Source organism: Salinisphaera sp. Q1T1-3, from assembly GCF_003602005.1.
GTDB lineage: Bacteria > Pseudomonadota > Gammaproteobacteria > Nevskiales > Salinisphaeraceae > Salinisphaera.
The window spans coordinates 105,408-121,859 of record NZ_QZWD01000005.1 but is presented as its reverse complement, the minus strand read 5'-3'; the positions used below and the strand labels follow the sequence as shown (position 1 = coordinate 121,859).

The 16,452-nt window shown below is 65.1% G+C and carries 15 protein-coding genes; 9 read left to right on the top strand and 6 right to left on the bottom strand.

From position 1 onward, the window contains the following. Window positions 1–3: 3 nt before the first annotated feature. From D3260_RS06750 to ilvN, 5 genes are all read right to left on the bottom strand, one after another. Entirely contained in the window at window positions 4–1,614 is a 1,611-nt protein-coding gene (locus D3260_RS06750; RefSeq protein ID WP_120097817.1) for a hypothetical protein, read from the bottom strand. Between the two features lie 106 nt (window positions 1,615–1,720). Further along, window positions 1,721–2,494, bottom strand: a complete 774-nt coding sequence (locus D3260_RS06745; protein WP_120097816.1) for a phosphatidylcholine/phosphatidylserine synthase — start codon at window positions 2,492–2,494, stop codon at window positions 1,721–1,723. A 56-nt stretch (window positions 2,495–2,550) separates the two neighbouring features. Continuing rightward, window positions 2,551–3,225, bottom strand: a complete 675-nt coding sequence (locus D3260_RS06740) for a hypothetical protein (protein WP_120097815.1) — start codon at window positions 3,223–3,225, stop codon at window positions 2,551–2,553. 36 nt (window positions 3,226–3,261) lie between these two features. Further along, window positions 3,262–4,278 carry a ketol-acid reductoisomerase gene (ilvC, locus tag D3260_RS06735; protein ID WP_120097814.1) on the bottom strand — a complete coding sequence of 339 codons (1,017 nt, stop codon included), beginning with the start codon at window positions 4,276–4,278 and terminating at the stop codon, window positions 3,262–3,264. Between the two features lie 79 nt (window positions 4,279–4,357). Next, window positions 4,358–4,885 (bottom strand): acetolactate synthase small subunit, encoded by a 528-nt coding sequence (gene ilvN / locus D3260_RS06730; protein ID WP_120097900.1) that lies wholly within the window; start codon window positions 4,883–4,885, stop codon window positions 4,358–4,360. A gap of 145 nt (window positions 4,886–5,030) precedes the next feature. Between ilvN and ilvB the strand changes: the two genes are divergently transcribed. The 3 genes from ilvB (at window position 5,031) to D3260_RS06715 (ending at window position 8,817) form a co-directional block, all read left to right on the top strand. After that, window positions 5,031–6,875: a biosynthetic-type acetolactate synthase large subunit gene (gene ilvB, locus D3260_RS06725; protein ID WP_120097813.1), complete on the top strand. Its 1,845-nt coding sequence runs from the start codon at window positions 5,031–5,033 to the stop codon at window positions 6,873–6,875. 635 nt (window positions 6,876–7,510) lie between these two features. After that, a complete protein-coding gene (locus D3260_RS06720) occupies window positions 7,511–8,149 on the top strand; it encodes an SDR family oxidoreductase (RefSeq protein ID WP_120097812.1) in 639 nt (212 codons plus the stop codon). Further along, the gene (locus D3260_RS06715; protein WP_120097811.1) at window positions 8,149–8,817 is read left to right on the top strand and encodes a DNA-3-methyladenine glycosylase; all 669 of its coding nucleotides are present in this window, start codon (window positions 8,149–8,151) and stop codon (window positions 8,815–8,817) included. The genes D3260_RS06720 and D3260_RS06715 overlap by 1 nt, the downstream gene beginning before the upstream one ends. Before the next feature lie 218 nt (window positions 8,818–9,035). On the opposite strand, the gene D3260_RS06710 is transcribed toward D3260_RS06715, so the two are convergent. Next, the gene (locus tag D3260_RS06710) at window positions 9,036–10,037 is read right to left on the bottom strand and encodes an NAD(P)H-quinone oxidoreductase (RefSeq protein ID WP_120097810.1); all 1,002 of its coding nucleotides are present in this window, start codon (window positions 10,035–10,037) and stop codon (window positions 9,036–9,038) included. A gap of 262 nt (window positions 10,038–10,299) precedes the next feature. Between D3260_RS06710 and D3260_RS06705 the strand changes: the two genes are divergently transcribed. The 6 genes from D3260_RS06705 (at window position 10,300) to D3260_RS06680 (ending at window position 16,432) form a co-directional block, all read left to right on the top strand. Next, window positions 10,300–10,767, top strand: coding sequence for an RT0821/Lpp0805 family surface protein (locus D3260_RS06705; protein WP_120097809.1), 468 nt, complete (start codon window positions 10,300–10,302; stop codon window positions 10,765–10,767). 98 nt (window positions 10,768–10,865) lie between these two features. After that, the gene (locus tag D3260_RS06700; RefSeq protein ID WP_120097808.1) at window positions 10,866–11,297 is read left to right on the top strand and encodes a thioesterase family protein; all 432 of its coding nucleotides are present in this window, start codon (window positions 10,866–10,868) and stop codon (window positions 11,295–11,297) included. Window positions 11,298–11,918: 621 nt separating this feature from the next. Beyond that, window positions 11,919–13,667 carry a CocE/NonD family hydrolase gene (locus D3260_RS06695; protein ID WP_120097807.1) on the top strand — a complete coding sequence of 583 codons (1,749 nt, stop codon included), beginning with the start codon at window positions 11,919–11,921 and terminating at the stop codon, window positions 13,665–13,667. A gap of 37 nt (window positions 13,668–13,704) precedes the next feature. Continuing rightward, a complete protein-coding gene (locus D3260_RS06690) occupies window positions 13,705–14,484 on the top strand; it encodes a DUF1295 domain-containing protein (protein ID WP_120097806.1) in 780 nt (259 codons plus the stop codon). A 50-nt stretch (window positions 14,485–14,534) separates the two neighbouring features. Then, entirely contained in the window at window positions 14,535–15,608 is a 1,074-nt protein-coding gene (locus D3260_RS06685) for a cyclopropane-fatty-acyl-phospholipid synthase family protein (RefSeq protein WP_120097805.1), read from the top strand. Window positions 15,609–15,613: 5 nt separating this feature from the next. After that, the gene (locus tag D3260_RS06680; protein WP_147418122.1) at window positions 15,614–16,432 is read left to right on the top strand and encodes a hypothetical protein; all 819 of its coding nucleotides are present in this window, start codon (window positions 15,614–15,616) and stop codon (window positions 16,430–16,432) included. Window positions 16,433–16,452: the final 20 nt, after the last annotated feature.

Here is a 16,452-nt window from a genome sequence, read left to right as displayed (position 1 = left end):
AGCCTAACCGCTCTGCTCGGCTTTGCCAGCCCCACAGTCTGTCGACGTCGGCCGGAATTCGGTCACGATGATCGAATTCTCACCTGAGCCCGGTGACTGCAGCACCGCATGGAACGCCTTCGGCTCGCCGGCCTGTGTCAATACGCCCGGCGCGAGCATCAGCACCGGGCGCGACGCGGCGGGCAGATTCTGTGCCCAGCGACATGCGGCCGATAGATCCTCGGCATGATGAATCGGGCGATCGAGCGCAATCCGCCAATAGACGGCTCCCACCGGGGATACCGCAGCGATCGGTCGTTTGGCGAGTGGCTGCATGTCAGCGGCCAGCTGAGCATGGAAGACACGCGCCGGCAGCCAGCGCACCGGATGGGCGATCCATATCGCCACCGCGCAGGCCAGACCAAGACCGCATCCAAGTGCCGTGATGGTGCCGGCACCCGAGCGCCCGGCGCGCCAGCGCAGCCCGCCGGCCACCAGGCCGAGCACGACCAGGCCGGCCGCCGCTGCGCCGAGCCCCACGTCCAGCCCCGGCCACGGCGCGCCGTCAACCGGCCGCAGGCGCGCCACGAGCAGTCCGCCAACCGCGAGCGCGACAAGCGCAAGCACCGTGCTCGTCACCGTGTGCAACCGCGTGGCGGTCAGCGACGAGACCGCCCAGAGCAGGACCAGGGGCGCGATCACGGTCGGCCCGATGGGCGAGGCCATCGGGGCGGTCGCGGCGATGATGAACGCGATCAGCACAACGAGCGGAACGCGCCCGCCATGGCCCAGTCGATCGAGCGCCGCGCCCGAGAGCCCGCCCAGAACCAGCGCCCCGACACAGCACACGACGAGCGGCGCCCAGACCGGATGTAGATCGAACCACAGCGGCCCGAGCGTGAAGGCACGAACGAACGTGGCGAGCGCCGGCTGTTGCAGATGCGGCGTCAGCGTCAACGCAGCCGTGGCGATCAGGGCCAGCGCCGTCAGGCGCGTGCTGGCCAGCACGCGCCAGTTGCCGTGACAGAGCCCGGAATGCAGCAACACGCCGGCGCCGATCGCGAGCGCATAGGCCCCGACGCCGTTGACGACGAGCCCGGTGACCGCGGCCAGGGCGAGTAGACGCACGCCCAGGCCCGGCGAACGCGTGACGATCAGGGCCCGGTAGAGGATGAGCCCGGCCAGCATGTCGATACCGATGCCGGCCGATGCCACGGGCGCGTACCAGGTCAGCGGCGAGAGCGCGAATACCAGTGTGGCCAGCCCGCGGGGCGCGCGTGGTGGCAGACAGGTCGCGAACACGATACCGGCCGCCAACACGGCGAGCGCATCCGGTAACCGCAATATCCACAGCGCCGGTCCGAGCACGAGACTCGGTACGCCGGCCAGCACCAGATTTACGATCGGCAGGCCGTCGGCAGCAAACTGCGACAGCGCGCGCCAGATCGATGTGCCCGGGGCGACCAGATCGCGCAGGCCGGCCAAGGCGCGGGCTTCGGATGCCCCGAGCGGCACCGCCCACATGGCCATCGCCAGCAGCAGCGCGGACGCCGCCCCGGCAAGTGCGACCGACCACCAGACACGCGTCGGGGACGCGTGCGAACGCGGATCATCGACGATCAGGGACGCAGACAATTCAGGATACCACTGCCCCGACCGGGCGAAACGAGCGAACCGATGGACGAGAGCTTACGCGGCCGACGCTGGAGTCGCGTTACACCGCATCGATCCGCGACCGCATCTAGCGCTCGCGGGCAGCGCGGCGACGGTGCCGCTTGAGCGCCATGACCGGCCCGGACAGCGCATACACGAGAAAGCCGATGAACAGCACGCGCGGCGGATCGATGACGATGAGCACGAAGGCGACCACCATCATCAGGATGTAGCGAAACGGCACCCGCCCGCCGATGTTGAAGTCCTTGAAACTGTTGTAGCGCACATTCGAGACCATCAGCGCCCCGGCGCCGATGGTCAGCAACAGCACCGGAATCACCAGCTCGTAGCCGGCAATGCCGAAATCCGCCCCGACCCAGATGAAACCGACGAGCACGCCGGCCGCGGCCGGGCTCGGCAGCCCCAGGAAAATCTTCTTCTCGACGGCGCCGCCACGCGTGATGTTGAAACGCGCCAGGCGCAGCGCCGCTGATGCCGTGTAGAAGAAGGCTGCCAGCCAACCTAGCTTGCCGAGCGTATCGGACAGACCGGCCAGCGAGTGCAGGCTGTAGTTGTAGGCGAGCAGCCCGGAGGCCAGCCCGAAAGCGACCAGATCGGCGAGGCTGTCGTACTGGATGCCGAAGTCGGACTCGGCGTTGGTCAGGCGCGCGACGCGCCCGTCCAGCATGTCGGTCAGCATGGCCACGAAGATCGCGATCGCGGCCACCGCGAAACGATCCTGCGACGAGGCGATGATCGAATAGAAACCGGCGAACAACGTGCCGGTCGTGAACAGGTTCGGCAGCAGATAGATGCCACGCTTGCGGCGCGGCCGCGATGGCATTTCCGACGATTCCGACATGGCAGGCTCCCGAGCAGAAAATGACCGGGCGCGTGCCCGGAACGGCGCGGCGCGGTTCAGGCCGGCCGCGGCGTGGAATTGTGGACGCCGCAGACGACGTTGCAGCTGCCGTTCTTCTTGTGCACGAGCTTGGCCAGAACACAGGCGCCGGCCCGCACATGATCGCCGAGTTCGACCTCGACGCGCGAATTCATGGGCAGGAACAGATCGATACGACGCGTCAGGCGTCGGTTGCCGCAGCAACGCCCCTGGCCAACGCGTTCGCCGTAGTTGCTGCGGCAGGGCCGCTGGCCGAACAACGCCCCGTCGCGGACCGCCATGATCAGCTCATCGCCTTCATCGGTCCGGATCCAGGAGGCCGTGCCGCCCAACTCGGCGATCGTCTCGCCGGGCAACTCGAGCACCGTGCCCTCGACCGGAGAGCGAAGCAGATACGCGCCGAAGAAATCGACATCGATCGACAGCTTAATCGCCTCTCGATCGAGGTACGGGTCATAACACTCCCGTCGATGGCGTATGACGCCATCGACGGGGGCGATGACCGCGAGCGGCTCAGCCGGCACATCGCGCGGCGCATCCCGGAAATAGGCCGTCGCCGCCACGATGAGGGCCGCCGCCGGGATACCGGCGAGCACGCCCAGCCAGGCGTTGAACACCACGAGTGCCACGAGGAGTCCGGCCAGTATCAGCCACCCCTCGGGCACGATATGCAACAGCGTCTTGCGCTGCATGAACCGTCGTCTCGCGCGGTGTCCCGGGCGTCGCGCTTAGTTGCGCGACTTGTCCACGATCTTGTCGGCAGCGATCCACGGCATCATGCCGCGCAGCTTCTCGCCGACCCGCTCGAGCTCGGAGTCCGCGGCGATGCGGCGCCCGGCCTTGAGCATGGGGCTGCCGGCCTGATGCTCGGCGATGAACTCGCGCGCGAACGAGCCGTTCTGGATCTCGGTGAGCATCTTCTTCATCTCGGCACGGGTCTCGTCCGTGATCAGACGCGGGCCGCGGGAGATGTCGCCGTATTCGGCGGTGTTGGAGATCGAGTAGCGCATGTTGGCAATGCCGCCCTCGTAGATCAGATCCACGATCAGCTTGACCTCGTGCAGGCACTCGAAATAGGCCATTTCGGGCTCGTAGCCGCCTTCGACCAGGGTGTCGAAACCGGCCTGGATGAGCGAGACCAGGCCACCACAGAGCACGGACTGCTCGCCGAACAGATCGGTCTCGGTCTCGGCCTGGAAGGAGGTCTCGATGATGCCGGCACGACCGCCGCCGTTGGCCACGGCATAGGACAGCGCGACATCCTTGGCGTTGCCCGAGGCGTCCTGGAAGATCGCGATCAGGCTCGGCACGCCGCCGCCTTTTTCATAGGTCGTGCGCACGAGATGGCCGGGGCCCTTCGGCGCGATCATGATCACATCGAGATCGGCGCGCGGCTCGATGAGCTGGTAGTGCACGTTGAAGCCGTGCGCGAAAGCCAGCGTGGCGCCCTGCTTGATGTTCGGGGCGATCTTCTCGTTGTAGATCGCGACCTGGTGCTCGTCGGGCGTGAGCAGCATCACCACGTCCGCCGACGCGGTCGCGCCTTCGACGCTGTCGACCTTCAGGCCGGCCTCTTGCGCCTTCTTCGCCGAGGACGAGCCTTCACGCAGGCCCACCACCACATCGACGCCGGAGTCCTTGAGGTTGTTCGCATGGGCATGGCCCTGCGAGCCGTAGCCGATGACCGCGACCTTCTTGCCCTGGATCAGGGACAGATCGCCGTCCTTGTCGTAGTACACGTTCATGCTCACGTTGGATCTCCTGCTGGATGATGATGGGGCAGCGCATCGCCGCCGCCCGGATTGACACTGCCTGGCGCCGTGGTCAGCCCTGTCCGGCCACGGCGAGTACGTCGGCACGGCGATAGCGCAGCACCGAAGCACCCGGCGTCATGGTCACGGCACCGCTGCGGGCGAGCTCGACCAGCAGTCCGGCGGATTCCAGCGCGCCGATGAAGCGATTGAGCTCGTCGCCGCTGCCCAGGAATCGAAGCAGCGCCAGACCGTCTTCCTCACTGATCAGGGTTGTCTCGTAACCACGCGAAAGCGCTTCGAGCGATTGGTCGGCAGTATCGCGACGGACCTTGATCAGTGCCAGTTCCGATTCGAGATGTTCGTCGCCGGTCATGTCGAGCACATCGATCACGTCCACCAGCTTGAGCAACTGACGGTTGATCTGTTCGATCACATTCTCCGTGCCTTCGGTGACCAGGGTCAGCCGCGACATGGTCGGGTCTTCGGTCGGACCGACGTTCAGGGTCTCGATGTTGAAACCGCGCTGGGAGAACAGACCCGCGACGCGCACCAGCGCCCCGGCCTCGTTCGCCATGAGAATCGATATCACGTGTCGCATATTCGCACCGTACAGGGCACGCCACCGGCAGAGCGCGCAAAATACGCGCATCGGGAAAGTGAAGCAAACCGTGGCTTCATTTCCGTCGGAAAAGCCGGATTTTCGGCTATAATGGATGCTTTTCAACGGCCGCAGGAAGACTGTCATGAGTCACGCCGAACAAGCCCCTCGCTCGCAAGATCGCCACCCGATGGCCGGCACGGTAATGACCGGCGCCGACATGATCGTACAGGTGCTGGCCGACGAGGGCGTGGACACGGTATTCGGCTACTCGGGCGGTGCGATTCTGCCCACCTACGACGCGATTTTCCGCTTCAACGAAGCACACCACGATATGATGCCGCTCATCGTGCCCGCCAACGAACAGGGCGCGGGTTTCATGGCCGCCGGCTATGCCCGTGCATCGGGCAAGGTCGGCGTGGCCATGGTCACCTCCGGGCCCGGAGCGACCAACGCCGTGACCCCGGTGCGCGACGCCATGGCCGATTCGGTCCCGATGGTGGTGGTCTGTGGCCAGGTCGCGACCGCGGCCATCGGCACCGATGCCTTTCAGGAGGCACCGGTATCCAACATCATGTCCAGTGCCGCCAAGCACGTCTTCATGGTCACCGACGCGGCCAAACTCGAATCCACCGTGCGCACGGCGTTCGAAATCGCCCGCTCCGGACGGCCGGGCCCGGTCGTCATCGACGTGCCCAAGGACGTGCAGAACTGGGAAGGCGCGTTCGAAGGCGAGGGGCTGCTGCCGGTGCCGGGTTATCGCCAGCGCATGCACGAACTGCGTGCCAGCGAATTGTCGGATGCCAAGTGCGCGGAATTCTTCTGCCTGCTCGGCGAATCGCAGCGGCCTCTGATCTATGCCGGCGGCGGCGTGATCAACGCCGATTCGGCCGCCGAGATGCGAGCGCTCGCCCAGGCCTTCGGCATCCCTGCCGTGACCACGCTGATGGGCATCGGCGCGGTCGACACGACCGATGCGCTGTCGATGCACATGCTCGGCATGCACGGCACCGCGTTTGCCAACTATGCGGTCGAGGACTGCGATTTCCTGATCGCCATCGGTGCCCGTTTCGACGACCGCGTAGCCGGCGTCGCGCACAAGTTCGCGCCGAATGCGAAGGCGATCGCCCATTTCGATGCCGATGCCTCGGAGATCAACAAGGTCAAACAGGTCCAGTGGCACCACGTCGGGCTGTTCGCGCCCAGCCTGTCGCGCATTCTGGCCTACGGCCGCGAGCACGGCGTGGCCACCGATTTCGGGGCCTGGCATCAGCATCTCGCCGGGCTCAAGCGCGATCATGCAATGAACTACGATCGCGACAGTGCGCTGATCCAACCGTATGCCGTGATCGAGCAGATCAATGCGCATACCGACGGACGGGCCGTGATCGCGACCGGTGTCGGCCAGCATCAGATGTGGGCTGCACAGTATTTCGATTTCCGTGAACCGCGGCTATGGCTGACCTCCGGCTCCATGGGCACGATGGGCTTCGGCCTGCCGGCCGCTATCGGCGCCGCCTGTGCCCGACGGGATCGATTGGTCATCGACATCGACGGCGATGCCTCGATCCGCATGAATATCGGCGAGCTGGAAACCGCGACCACTTATAATCTGCCGGTCAAGGTCGTCGTGCTCAACAACAACGGCGACGGCATGGTCAAGCAGTGGCAGAAGCTGTTCTTCAAGGGCCGATTGTCGGCCTCGGACAAGTCGCTGCACAAGAAGGACTTCGTCAAGGCTGCCGAGGCGGACGGTTTCGAGTTCGCCCAGCGCGTGGCAGACCCGGATGCCCTGCCCGGCGTCATTGCCGATTTCCTGGCCTTCAAGGGCCCGGCGTTCCTCGAAGTCATGGTCGATCCGGATGCCGGAGTCTATCCGATGGTCGGGCCGGGCAAGACCTATCGCGAGATGATCACCGGCGACTGGATCAACAGCCGCTATGCCGACGATGCCGGCGATACGGACGTTGGCCCCTCGGAGATGTTCTAGGGCCTGTTGATGTTTCGTGCGAGCCCGCGCCAAGCGCGCCCTGAAATTGACGATGGGCGGCAAGAAGAGGCGTAGCACGAGCAGCGCAGTCATTCTGCGCCCGCGGGCGACAACGCTGTATTGCCGTCGTGTTTTTGATTTTGGGGCGCTTGTCCCTTCGGGTTGGGCCGCCCATGAAAAATCGACGATGGGCGCGCGGCGGCGTTGCGAGCCTTGATCGTGGCGCGCAACACGGCATGGCGCGGCCCGCTGAGTAACCCGAAGGACGAGCGGCGCATGCGGCGTCGTTGCGCGCCGGTCGCTCGTCGCGGGTTCGTCGGCAACCGCACGGCCGGATGGGGACAGAGACGTCTGGCCTTGCTGCGAACGTTGTCGGCCTAAATCGCTGACCTGCGCTGAAAACGATACCGCCCTTCTCGAGCCGCCGATTTCCTCTCGAGCCGTCGTTGCCGGCGCGCATGACCGGTGTCGTCAGTGCGGCAAGGCCTGTGGATCGGCCCACGTGCCCGGCGGCCGCGCCCGAGACGTCCGGTTCATTACCGGGTTGCAAAATCCATTGCCGATGCAATGGTTGATATAGCGGCGCCGCGGAGACAACCGGCGCGCACTATGTCTTGAACCAGCAAGGACTCGTCATGCACGTACTTGTCGTCGGTGCCAACGGCCAGATCGGCCGTCGTTTTATTCACGCCATGCAACACAGCCAGCACACAGTGCGCGCGATGGTCCGTGATGCCGATCAGAGCGCGCGCCTGGAAGCCATCGGTGCCAACGAAGTCGTCGTCGCAGATCTGGAGGGCGATTGCCGCAGCGCACTCGCCGGTTGCGATGCTGTCGTCTTCACCGCCGGCTCCGGTGCACACACGCCGCCCGAAAAAACCGAGGATATCGATCGCAACGGCGCGATCTCGATCATCGACCAGGCCGTCTCGGCCGGTGTCCGGCGTTTTCTGATGGTCTCGGCCATCAAGGCCGATACCCCGGAAAAGGGCCCGGACAAGATGCTGCATTATTTCCGGGCCAAGGGCGCGGCCGACAATCATCTGCGCAACTCCGGTCTGGAATATACGATCGTACGCCCCGGCAAGCTGACCAATGAGGACGGCACCGGCCATGTCGATATCGCGAAATCGCTGAATCGTGACGGCGAGATACCGCGTGCGGATGTGGCTGAAGTCCTCGTCATGACGCTGGATTCGCCCAATACCGTGGGCCGGCATTTCGAGCTGCTCTCCGGCGAGACACCGATCGACAAGGCGTTGCTGGGCATCTGATGACCGACGCAACGCGGGCGACACGCCTGAGCTTCGATTCGACCGCCGCCCAGACACATCTGAGCGCGGCCGATCCGATACTAGGTCAACTGATGGCCCGTTGCGGCCCGTATCGGCCCGCCACCACGGCCGCCCCGGACGTCTTTCATTCGCTGATGCGCGCGATCGTCTATCAGCAACTGTCCGGGAAGGCCGCGGGTACCATTCATCAACGGGTTCTGGCAGCGCTGGGCAATGGTGATGCACCGGGGCCGCATGCCATTCTGGCTACCGATACCGACACGCTACGCGCGGCCGGCCTGTCAGCGAACAAGGAAGCCAGTCTGCGGGCCCTGGCCACGGCTCAGGCCGCCAATGAATTGCCCGACGAGAGCCGGTTGGGCGATTACGACGACGCCGAACTGATCACGGCCTATTCGGCTATCCGCGGCATCGGACGCTGGACCGTGGAGATGTTGCTGCTCTTTCATCTCGGCCGACCGGATGTCATGCCGATTCACGATCTGGGCATCCGCAAGGGTTATGCCCTGACCTACGGACTGACCGAACTGCCCAAACCCAAGGCGCTGGAAGCCGACTGCGAGATCTGGCGGCCCTATCGATCCGTGGGCAGCTGGTTCATGTGGCGGGCACTGGAGGCCGAAGGCGCCGCGCCGCAACCGGGCTGATTGTTGCGATACCAGAGAAGCGCTCGTCGTTCGAGACGCACTACGACCACATTCTTCAAGCGGCCATAGTCGGCGCGGCTGGCCGCCCGAGCGGCACAACGTCGTTTGGCCGCGGCGTAGGTCGTGGCCGCTGCCCCAACAGACGGGCCTCGCGCTGGAACCGTGCCGGCCATCCCGTACGCGCCGCACCGATGCGCACCGCGCGGCCCAGGGGCCGCTCAGTCGCGCACGAGCACGATCTTGCCCAGATGCCCACCGGTCTCCATCTCGCGCTGCGCCTCGATCGCTGCCTCGAAGTCGAAGGTGCGATCGACGATCGGCCGCAGACGGCCTGTCTCGAACAGGGGACGCAGGCGCTCGTCGAAGATACGGGCCATCTCGATCTTGCGCTCGAGCGGCAGGCTGCGCATCGTCATCGCGATGAGCGACAGCCGGCGCATGAGCAGCACGCCCATGTCGAGCTGCGCTTTTGTCCCGCCCATGACACCGATCTGAACCTGACGTCCCTCGTCGCGCAGACAGGCCATGTTGTCGGCCAGCACTTTGGCGCCGACGAAATCGAGCACGAGGTGCGCGCCGCCGACCTGCTCGTGCACGGTATCGGCCAGCCCGTCGTCTTCATCGACGAGGCCGAGATCATACGGCTGTGCCATGCCCTGCGACTTGAAGCGGGCCGCCAGCTCGTCGAGCCGTGCGCGGCTTCGGCTGGTCGCGATCGAGCGCGCACCAAGCGCATGGGCAAGCTGGAGCGCGGCGGTGCCGACACCCGACGTGGCGCCGCGCACCAGCGCCCACTGCCCGGGCATGAGGCCCCCTTCCATGAACAGACCACGGTAGGCGGTCAGAAAGGCCTCGGGCATGGCTGCGGCCTGGGCATGGTCGTAATAGGCCGGCGGGCGCATGGTATCGCGTTCGTGCACCACGACCTTTTCGGCGTAGGCGCCGCCGCCGATCAGCCCCATGACCGGATCGCCGACCTTGTGGCGCGTGACGCGCTTGCCCACCGAGGCCACTTCACCGGCATATTCGAGCCCCGGTCGTCGTGGATCGAATCCGGCCGGCGGCGGATAGGCGCCCTTGCGCTGCAACAGATCGGCCCGATTGACGCCGATGGCGCGCACGTCGACCAGAATCTCGTCGGGGCCTGGTTTGGGTGTCTTGATTTCCTCCAGACTCATGCCGTCGGAGTGTTCGGCTTCGTCGATCAGCCATGCGCGCATGAGCACACCTTGTTCGGGTCGTGAAACAATGGGCGCCGGTGGCAAACCGGCACGTCGAGCACGATACACACCCTGCGCACAATCGTGAACGCCCGCGCCGGCGAGTCCTTGCCAGAAGCCAGCCAGCGCCGACATTCATTTAAGGGCAAGCCGTCCCGCGGCTGAATATGGTGCATACAGCGGCTGCGAGGCCGGCCCGGCATCCGCTCTGGACTCGCGCCATCCAATCGCAACGCATCACGATCCTGCTAGGGAGCTCGCTATGAACAAGACCCTCACCACACTCGCTGCCGCCGCCATGGCGGTCGTCATGCTCGGCGGCTGCGCGAACTCGGGCTGGAACAACTCCGATACCGGCACGCTGCTCGGCGGCGCCGCCGGCGGTGCGCTCGGCAGCCAGATCGGCAGCGGCACCGGCTCGACCATCGCGACTGTGGTCGGCACCCTGGCAGGGGCGGCGCTGGGCAACCGCGTGGGTCAGCACTTCGACCAGAAGGATCGTCGCCAGTTCGGCAGCGCGCTGGAATCCAACCAGACCGGCAACACCTCGCGCTGGACCAACCCGGATACCAACGACACCTACTCGGTGACGCCGACCCAGACGTACCAGCAGGGCAACCAGCCGTGCCGCAAGTTCACCATGAACGCCAACGTCAACGGTTCGCCGGAAAAGGTCAATGGCACCGCCTGTCGTCAGTCGGACGGCACCTGGAAGGTCGTCAACGGCTAAACCGCCTTGCCGAGGCGCGTGCCGAAAGGCCGGATCCCGTGATCCGGCCTTTTTTGTAAGGCGCCCGACTCGTCATTCTTTTCGAACGGATCCGCGCCATGGCCGAGGATGATCGCCCTGCCCGCACCGACTACCGCTGGTTCAACGAGCTTCCGACTCGCTGGATGGACAACGATGTCTATGGCCACGTCAATAATGTGACCTATTACTCGTATTTCGATACGACGGCCAACCGGTATCTCATCGAACACGGCGGCCTGGATATCCAGAACGGCGCGATCGCCGGCTTCGTCGTGGCTTCCCAGTGTGCCTATCACGCCCCGATCGCTTTTCCCGACCGGCTCACCATCGGCCTGCGGGTCGACCATCTCGGTCAACGCTCGGTCACCTACGGGCTTGCCGTGTTTCGCGAAGCCGAAGATACGGCCCGTGCAACAGCCACGTTCACGCATGTCTTCGTCGACCGGGCAACTGGCCGATCGGTGGCCATGCCGAACGCCATGCGCGCAGCCCTCGAAGCCATCAGATAAGACGGGATCGCGCGACTGTTTAGGGAACCTCTGATCTATTCATCTACGGTCGCGCCGGTGTCTTTTGCGCGCGTCTGACAAGACGCCGCGAGCGCCGTTTGCTGAAATGCAAATGAGCGAGCGGCAACGCCGCTCAGGCGCGCGCAAAAGCCCGGCCGCCAAGCGGTTTGGCCCAAAAGGCCGCGCTACGGCGTTGCATGGCTGGATCATAGAGTGGCTATGACGCGGCGCCATGCGCCTTGTATCGTGGCCTTTGGGGACTCAAACGCGACCGTGGATGAATAGATCAGAGGTTCCTTAGAACCGATTCGTGACATGCGACTTCAAGCCGACGGTTCTTGCGCCCGGTCGGCCTGCCATCGTCGCCTTGCGGCCTATCGACCGTCGGCGGCGGGCACGCCCGTGCCCGAGTCGGGACTTGCCCCGCCGGAGAGAGCACCGGCGCCCCGTGTCTTCGACTACCCAGGATCAATATGTTCGTGGATGTCATGATCGACGAGATCGGTTCCGTGCCCCGCCGGGATTGACGCGCCGGACTCGATGCCCGTCTCCGTAGAACGGCGGACGCCGAACCCGTTGCATCCCGCTAAGCTGAGCCCACGACTTACACCGCGACTGCCGATGGCTGCCTCCGCCGACCGTGCCGCGATCCAAGCCCGCGATTATCACGCGCGGGTGACCAATCCCGATGATGGCGTGACGATCGCCATCACAGTCATGCAGCCGGCGCTCTCGGCGCAACAGACCGCCCCGCTGTTGCTACATGGCCACGGTTTCGGCGGATCACGGCTGACAGGACGTGCCGATCCGGCGCTCTACGAGACGCTGTCAGGCGGTGCACTGCCTTCGACCGAAGCCGCGCGGCGAGCCGCGGACGACGGTTATTTCGTGATCAGTTTCGATCAGCGGGGTTTCGGCGAATCCGGTGGGCACGTCCACATCATGGATCCGACGATCGAGGGCGCGGACATCGCCGCCCTGCTCGACTGGGCAGAACACGAGATGACCCACGCCGACCGGCTGATGCGCCGCGATGGACACATCGTGGTCGGCGGACTGGGCCTGTCCTATGGCGGCGGCTTTCAGCTGACCGGAGCCACGCTGGATGCCCGCTTCAGCGCGATCGTGCCCACCGCCACCTGGCACGACCTGTGTTACAGCCTGGCTCCCGAAAACGTGGTCAAGACCCTGTGGGGGTCGGCGTTGGTCGCGCTCGGGCTGCCGACCTCGGGCGTGAAGCTCGATCCGATCATGTACCACGCGCTGCTGCAGGGGCTGGCCTCGCCCCTGACCGGCCGCGGCATTTCCGATCGCGTGGCGCGCCGGCTGCGGGCCCACAGCCCGGTCGCGATGTTCGCCCGCCGCGAGGACGACGACGCCGACTGTGCCCCGGGCGCCGACGCGCTGCTCGTGCAGGGTGTCGGCGATACGCTGTTCAACCTCAACGAGGCCGTGGCCAACATGCAGGCCCTGCGCCGGGCCGGTCGCGATGTCCATCTGCTGATCATGCGTCACGGTCACAGTCTGCCCTTTCTCGAAGACATCAACCGGATCGCCTACGAAACCGACGACCGTCTCGAGCGCGGCGACCAGCCGGTCGAGACCGCAGCCCTGGAACTGGCCTATCTCGACTGGAAGCTCAAGGGCCATGATGCCCCGGCCCTGCTGCCGCGGGTCACGGTGATGCTCGACGATGCGACCGTGCTCTCCTTCGACGATCTGCCGACCGTCGATTCGCCGACCCATGAATTCTCCGGGCGCGCGGCCACCGGCGGACTCGATCTGCTCAAGGGGGTATTGCGCGAGGACACACTGGCCGGCCTCTGGCACGTGGCACGAACCGCCGGCACGAACGCACGCGAACAGATCGGCCAGTGGCTGAGCGGCGACGACCGGCAGCGCAGCGACGACAATACGGCCCTGCTGGCCCGGCTGGTCAACGCCCTGCCGGCCGATTACATCGACGAACTCGCCAGCGGCGGCGTGTTCCTCCCGGTCTATGACGTCGAGACGACGGGCGATGCGTTGATCGGCATTCCGATCGTCGACATCACGCTGTCCGGCGGCGGTCCCGCTCCGGTCGTGTTCGTCGGCATCGGCATCGAGCGCGCGGGCCGACACACGACCATGCTGGTCAACGACCAGATCCGCCCGATCCGGCCGCGTCCGGGCGGCGGCCGACGACGGGTCGAGCTCAACGGCGTGGCCATTCGTCTGGAACCCGGCGACCGAGTGGGCCTGCTGGTCTACGGCTATCATCCGCAGTTTCTCGCGAGTTTCTCGGCCATTCCCGGCCATGTCGACGTTGCCGGGCAGCTCGGCCTGCCCCGCGTGCGGATCGCCGATCACGCCCCGCAGAACGACTGTTAAGCTCGTTGGCATACCTTCTCGCTTCGTCATACTGCTCATGACTGCTCTTGCCGCCTTCGGGCTCGGCCTCGCCACGGCACTCGTTTTGCTGATCGTCGTTTGGTTCGTCCAACTGTTCACGCGTGATGCCAGCCTCGTCGATGTCGTCTGGTCAGCGTCGCTGGGCGTCATCGCGCTGGAATACGCGCTCGTCGGCGATTCGCCGGTGACCGGGCGTTTTCTGATGGCCGTACTGGCACTCGCCTGGTCACTGCGCCTGGCAGGCTATCTGGCAGTGCGCATGAAAGGCGCGTCGGAGGATTCGCGTTATGCCGCGGCACGCGAATCCTGGGGTGCCAGGGCCAATGTGTACATGCTCGGATTCTTCATCCTGCAGGCGGTCATCGCGGCCGTCCTCTCGTTGCCGTTTCTGGTCATCGCCTACATGGATACCGGCCCGTCACTGATCACCGCGGGCGTGGCCATCCTCGTCTGGTTTGTTTCGGTGGTCGGGGAAGGCACGGCCGACGCCCAGCTCAAGGCGTTCAAGGACCAGCCCGAGAACAGGGGCCAGGTCTGTCGCCAGGGGCTCTGGTACTACTCGCGGCACCCGAACTATTTCTTCGAGTCCCTGCACTGGGTGACCTATGTCGTGCTGGCAATCGGCGCGAGCTACTGGTGGGCTACACTGGCCAGCCCGGTGCTCATGGCGCTGCTGCTGCTCAAGATCTCCGGCATTCCGACGATCGAGGGCCGGGATGCATCCGAAAAACGACAAGGCCACGATGAATACGTACGCACCACCAATGCGTTCTTCCCGTGGCCGCCACGGGACTGAGACGCGGCCGATAACCCACGCCCATTTCGTTGCGTAAAGGAGCCGATCGCTTGGAGAGTCTGTCCATCGAAGCCTGCGAACGAGGCCTGGTCCCGGATCCACTGGCCCGTGCCGGCATGCGCCGTTTGATCGGATCGCGCCTGCGAACCCCGCAGGCCCGCGATCCGGCCGCGCGCGACGCACACATGCGCGAGTTTCTCGCGCGTGCCGCTTCGGGGCCTATCGCCCAGCACACCGCCGATGCCAACGCCCAGCACTACGAGCTGCCGCCGGCCTTCTTCGAAGCGGTGCTCGGGGCGCATCTCAAATACAGCGGCTGTCTGTTCGAGAAAGGCATCGACGATCTGGATCAGGCCGAGCACGCCATGCTCGCACTGACCGCCGAACGCGCCCGGATACGCGACGGCCACCGGATACTCGATCTCGGCTGCGGCTGGGGGTCGTTTTCGCTCTGGGCGGCACGCCGTTTTCCGCATGCCGAGATCCGGGCCGTGTCGAACTCGAACGGCCAACGCGAGTGGATCGCAGCGCGCGCCGCCGAACGCGGTCTGACCAACCTCACGGTCGAGACCTGCGACATCAATACCTTCGATCCGGGTGACAAGCGTTTCGACCGCATCGTTTCGGTGGAAATGTTCGAACACATGCGCAACTACCGGGCCCTGTTCGGTGAATGCGCCCGCTGGCTGGACGATCATGGCCGGCTGTTCGTGCATGTCTTCGCACACAAGCAACTGGCCTATGCGTTCACCAACGACTCGACCAACGACTGGATGGCGCGTCATTTCTTCACCGGCGGCATCATGCCGAGTGCGCATCTGTTCGCGCATTTCCAGGAGGATCTGATCCTCCGGGATCACTGGTGGCTTTCGGGCACGCACTATCGGGATACGTCGAATGCCTGGCTGGCCCGCATGGACAATGCACGGGACCGGATCATGCCGGTAATGACCGAGACCTACGGCGCCGAACATGCCGAACGCTGGTTCAACCGCTGGCGCATGTTTTTCATGGCAGTCGCCGAACTGTTCGGCTATGCCGGCGGCAACGAATGGGGCATCGGTCATTATCTGTTCACCCCGCGCCGCGATCTCGGCGCGCCTCCCACACGTCCGGAGCGTTGATGCCCATGCGTCTGTCTACTTCGTTCGTCCTCGTCACCGCCTGCTCACTGGCGGTGTCGGGATCTGTGTTTGCCCAGTCCGATGCCACCCGAGTCCAGAACAACGGCCAGACCTGTTTCAACGGTTACGGATATACGCTCAAGGGCGGCGATTATCGCTACACCGAGCATCACGAAGTCAGCCGCCGCAACGGCCGGATCACCGACTGGAACGTGACCTACGTCGGCCGCCAGGGCCAGGTCATCGCCCGGAAGCACATGGATTTCTCGACCAACCCGACGGTCCCGGTCTACGAGATGACCGTACCCCGAACCGGTTACGAGGAAGGCATTCGCCACCAAGGCGACACGTGGACGATGTTCAAGCGCGCCTCGGCCGATGCCAAGCCTCAGACCCAAAACTTCACCATCGATCCGCCGATGGCCGCGGATTCGGGTTTCAACCAGCTGGTCCAGCAGAATTTCAGTGCGTTGACCAGCGGGAAGACGGTCCACTTCAAGTTCGCCGCGGCCGGGCGACTTTCGGTCATCGATCTCAAGGCGAGCCAGACCGGCACACCGACCTTCGAAGGCAGGCCTGCGGTCCAGTTCACCGCGAAACTCGACATGTTCCTGGTCAACCGGTTCGTCCAATCGCTGAAGCTGACCTACGATCCGGACACCAAACGCCTGCTTGAATACGAAGGCATCGGCAACATCCCCGATGACGATGGCGATGTCTACCCGGTGCGGGTCAGCTACTACAGCGACATGCCACAGGTCGCCCGCCAGCACGACGCGCCGGCGGCCGCGTGTGGATCGGTCGACGACAACGGCAGCGGCTGAACCACGACCGTCTACCACCC

Bases quoted from the DNA above. Each gene is read 5' to 3' on its own strand.
- D3260_RS06745 (WP_120097816.1), bottom strand. From the start codon at position 2,494: ATGTCGGAATCGTCGGAAATGCCATCGCGGCCGCGCCGCAAGCGTGGC.
- D3260_RS06740 (WP_120097815.1), bottom strand. From the start codon at position 3,225: ATGCAGCGCAAGACGCTGTTGCATATCGTGCCCGAGGGGTGGCTGATA.
- ilvC (WP_120097814.1), bottom strand. From the start codon at position 4,278: ATGAACGTGTACTACGACAAGGACGGCGATCTGTCCCTGATCCAGGGC.
- ilvN (WP_120097900.1), bottom strand. From the start codon at position 4,885: ATGCGACACGTGATATCGATTCTCATGGCGAACGAGGCCGGGGCGCTG.
- ilvB (WP_120097813.1), top strand. From the start codon at position 5,031: ATGAGTCACGCCGAACAAGCCCCTCGCTCGCAAGATCGCCACCCGATG.
- D3260_RS06720 (WP_120097812.1), top strand. From the start codon at position 7,511: ATGCACGTACTTGTCGTCGGTGCCAACGGCCAGATCGGCCGTCGTTTT.
- D3260_RS06715 (WP_120097811.1), top strand. From the start codon at position 8,149: ATGACCGACGCAACGCGGGCGACACGCCTGAGCTTCGATTCGACCGCC.
- D3260_RS06710 (WP_120097810.1), bottom strand. From the start codon at position 10,037: ATGCGCGCATGGCTGATCGACGAAGCCGAACACTCCGACGGCATGAGT.
- D3260_RS06705 (WP_120097809.1), top strand. From the start codon at position 10,300: ATGAACAAGACCCTCACCACACTCGCTGCCGCCGCCATGGCGGTCGTC.
- D3260_RS06700 (WP_120097808.1), top strand. From the start codon at position 10,866: ATGGCCGAGGATGATCGCCCTGCCCGCACCGACTACCGCTGGTTCAAC.
- D3260_RS06695 (WP_120097807.1), top strand. From the start codon at position 11,919: ATGGCTGCCTCCGCCGACCGTGCCGCGATCCAAGCCCGCGATTATCAC.
- D3260_RS06690 (WP_120097806.1), top strand. From the start codon at position 13,705: ATGACTGCTCTTGCCGCCTTCGGGCTCGGCCTCGCCACGGCACTCGTT.
- D3260_RS06680 (WP_147418122.1), top strand. From the start codon at position 15,614: ATGCGTCTGTCTACTTCGTTCGTCCTCGTCACCGCCTGCTCACTGGCG.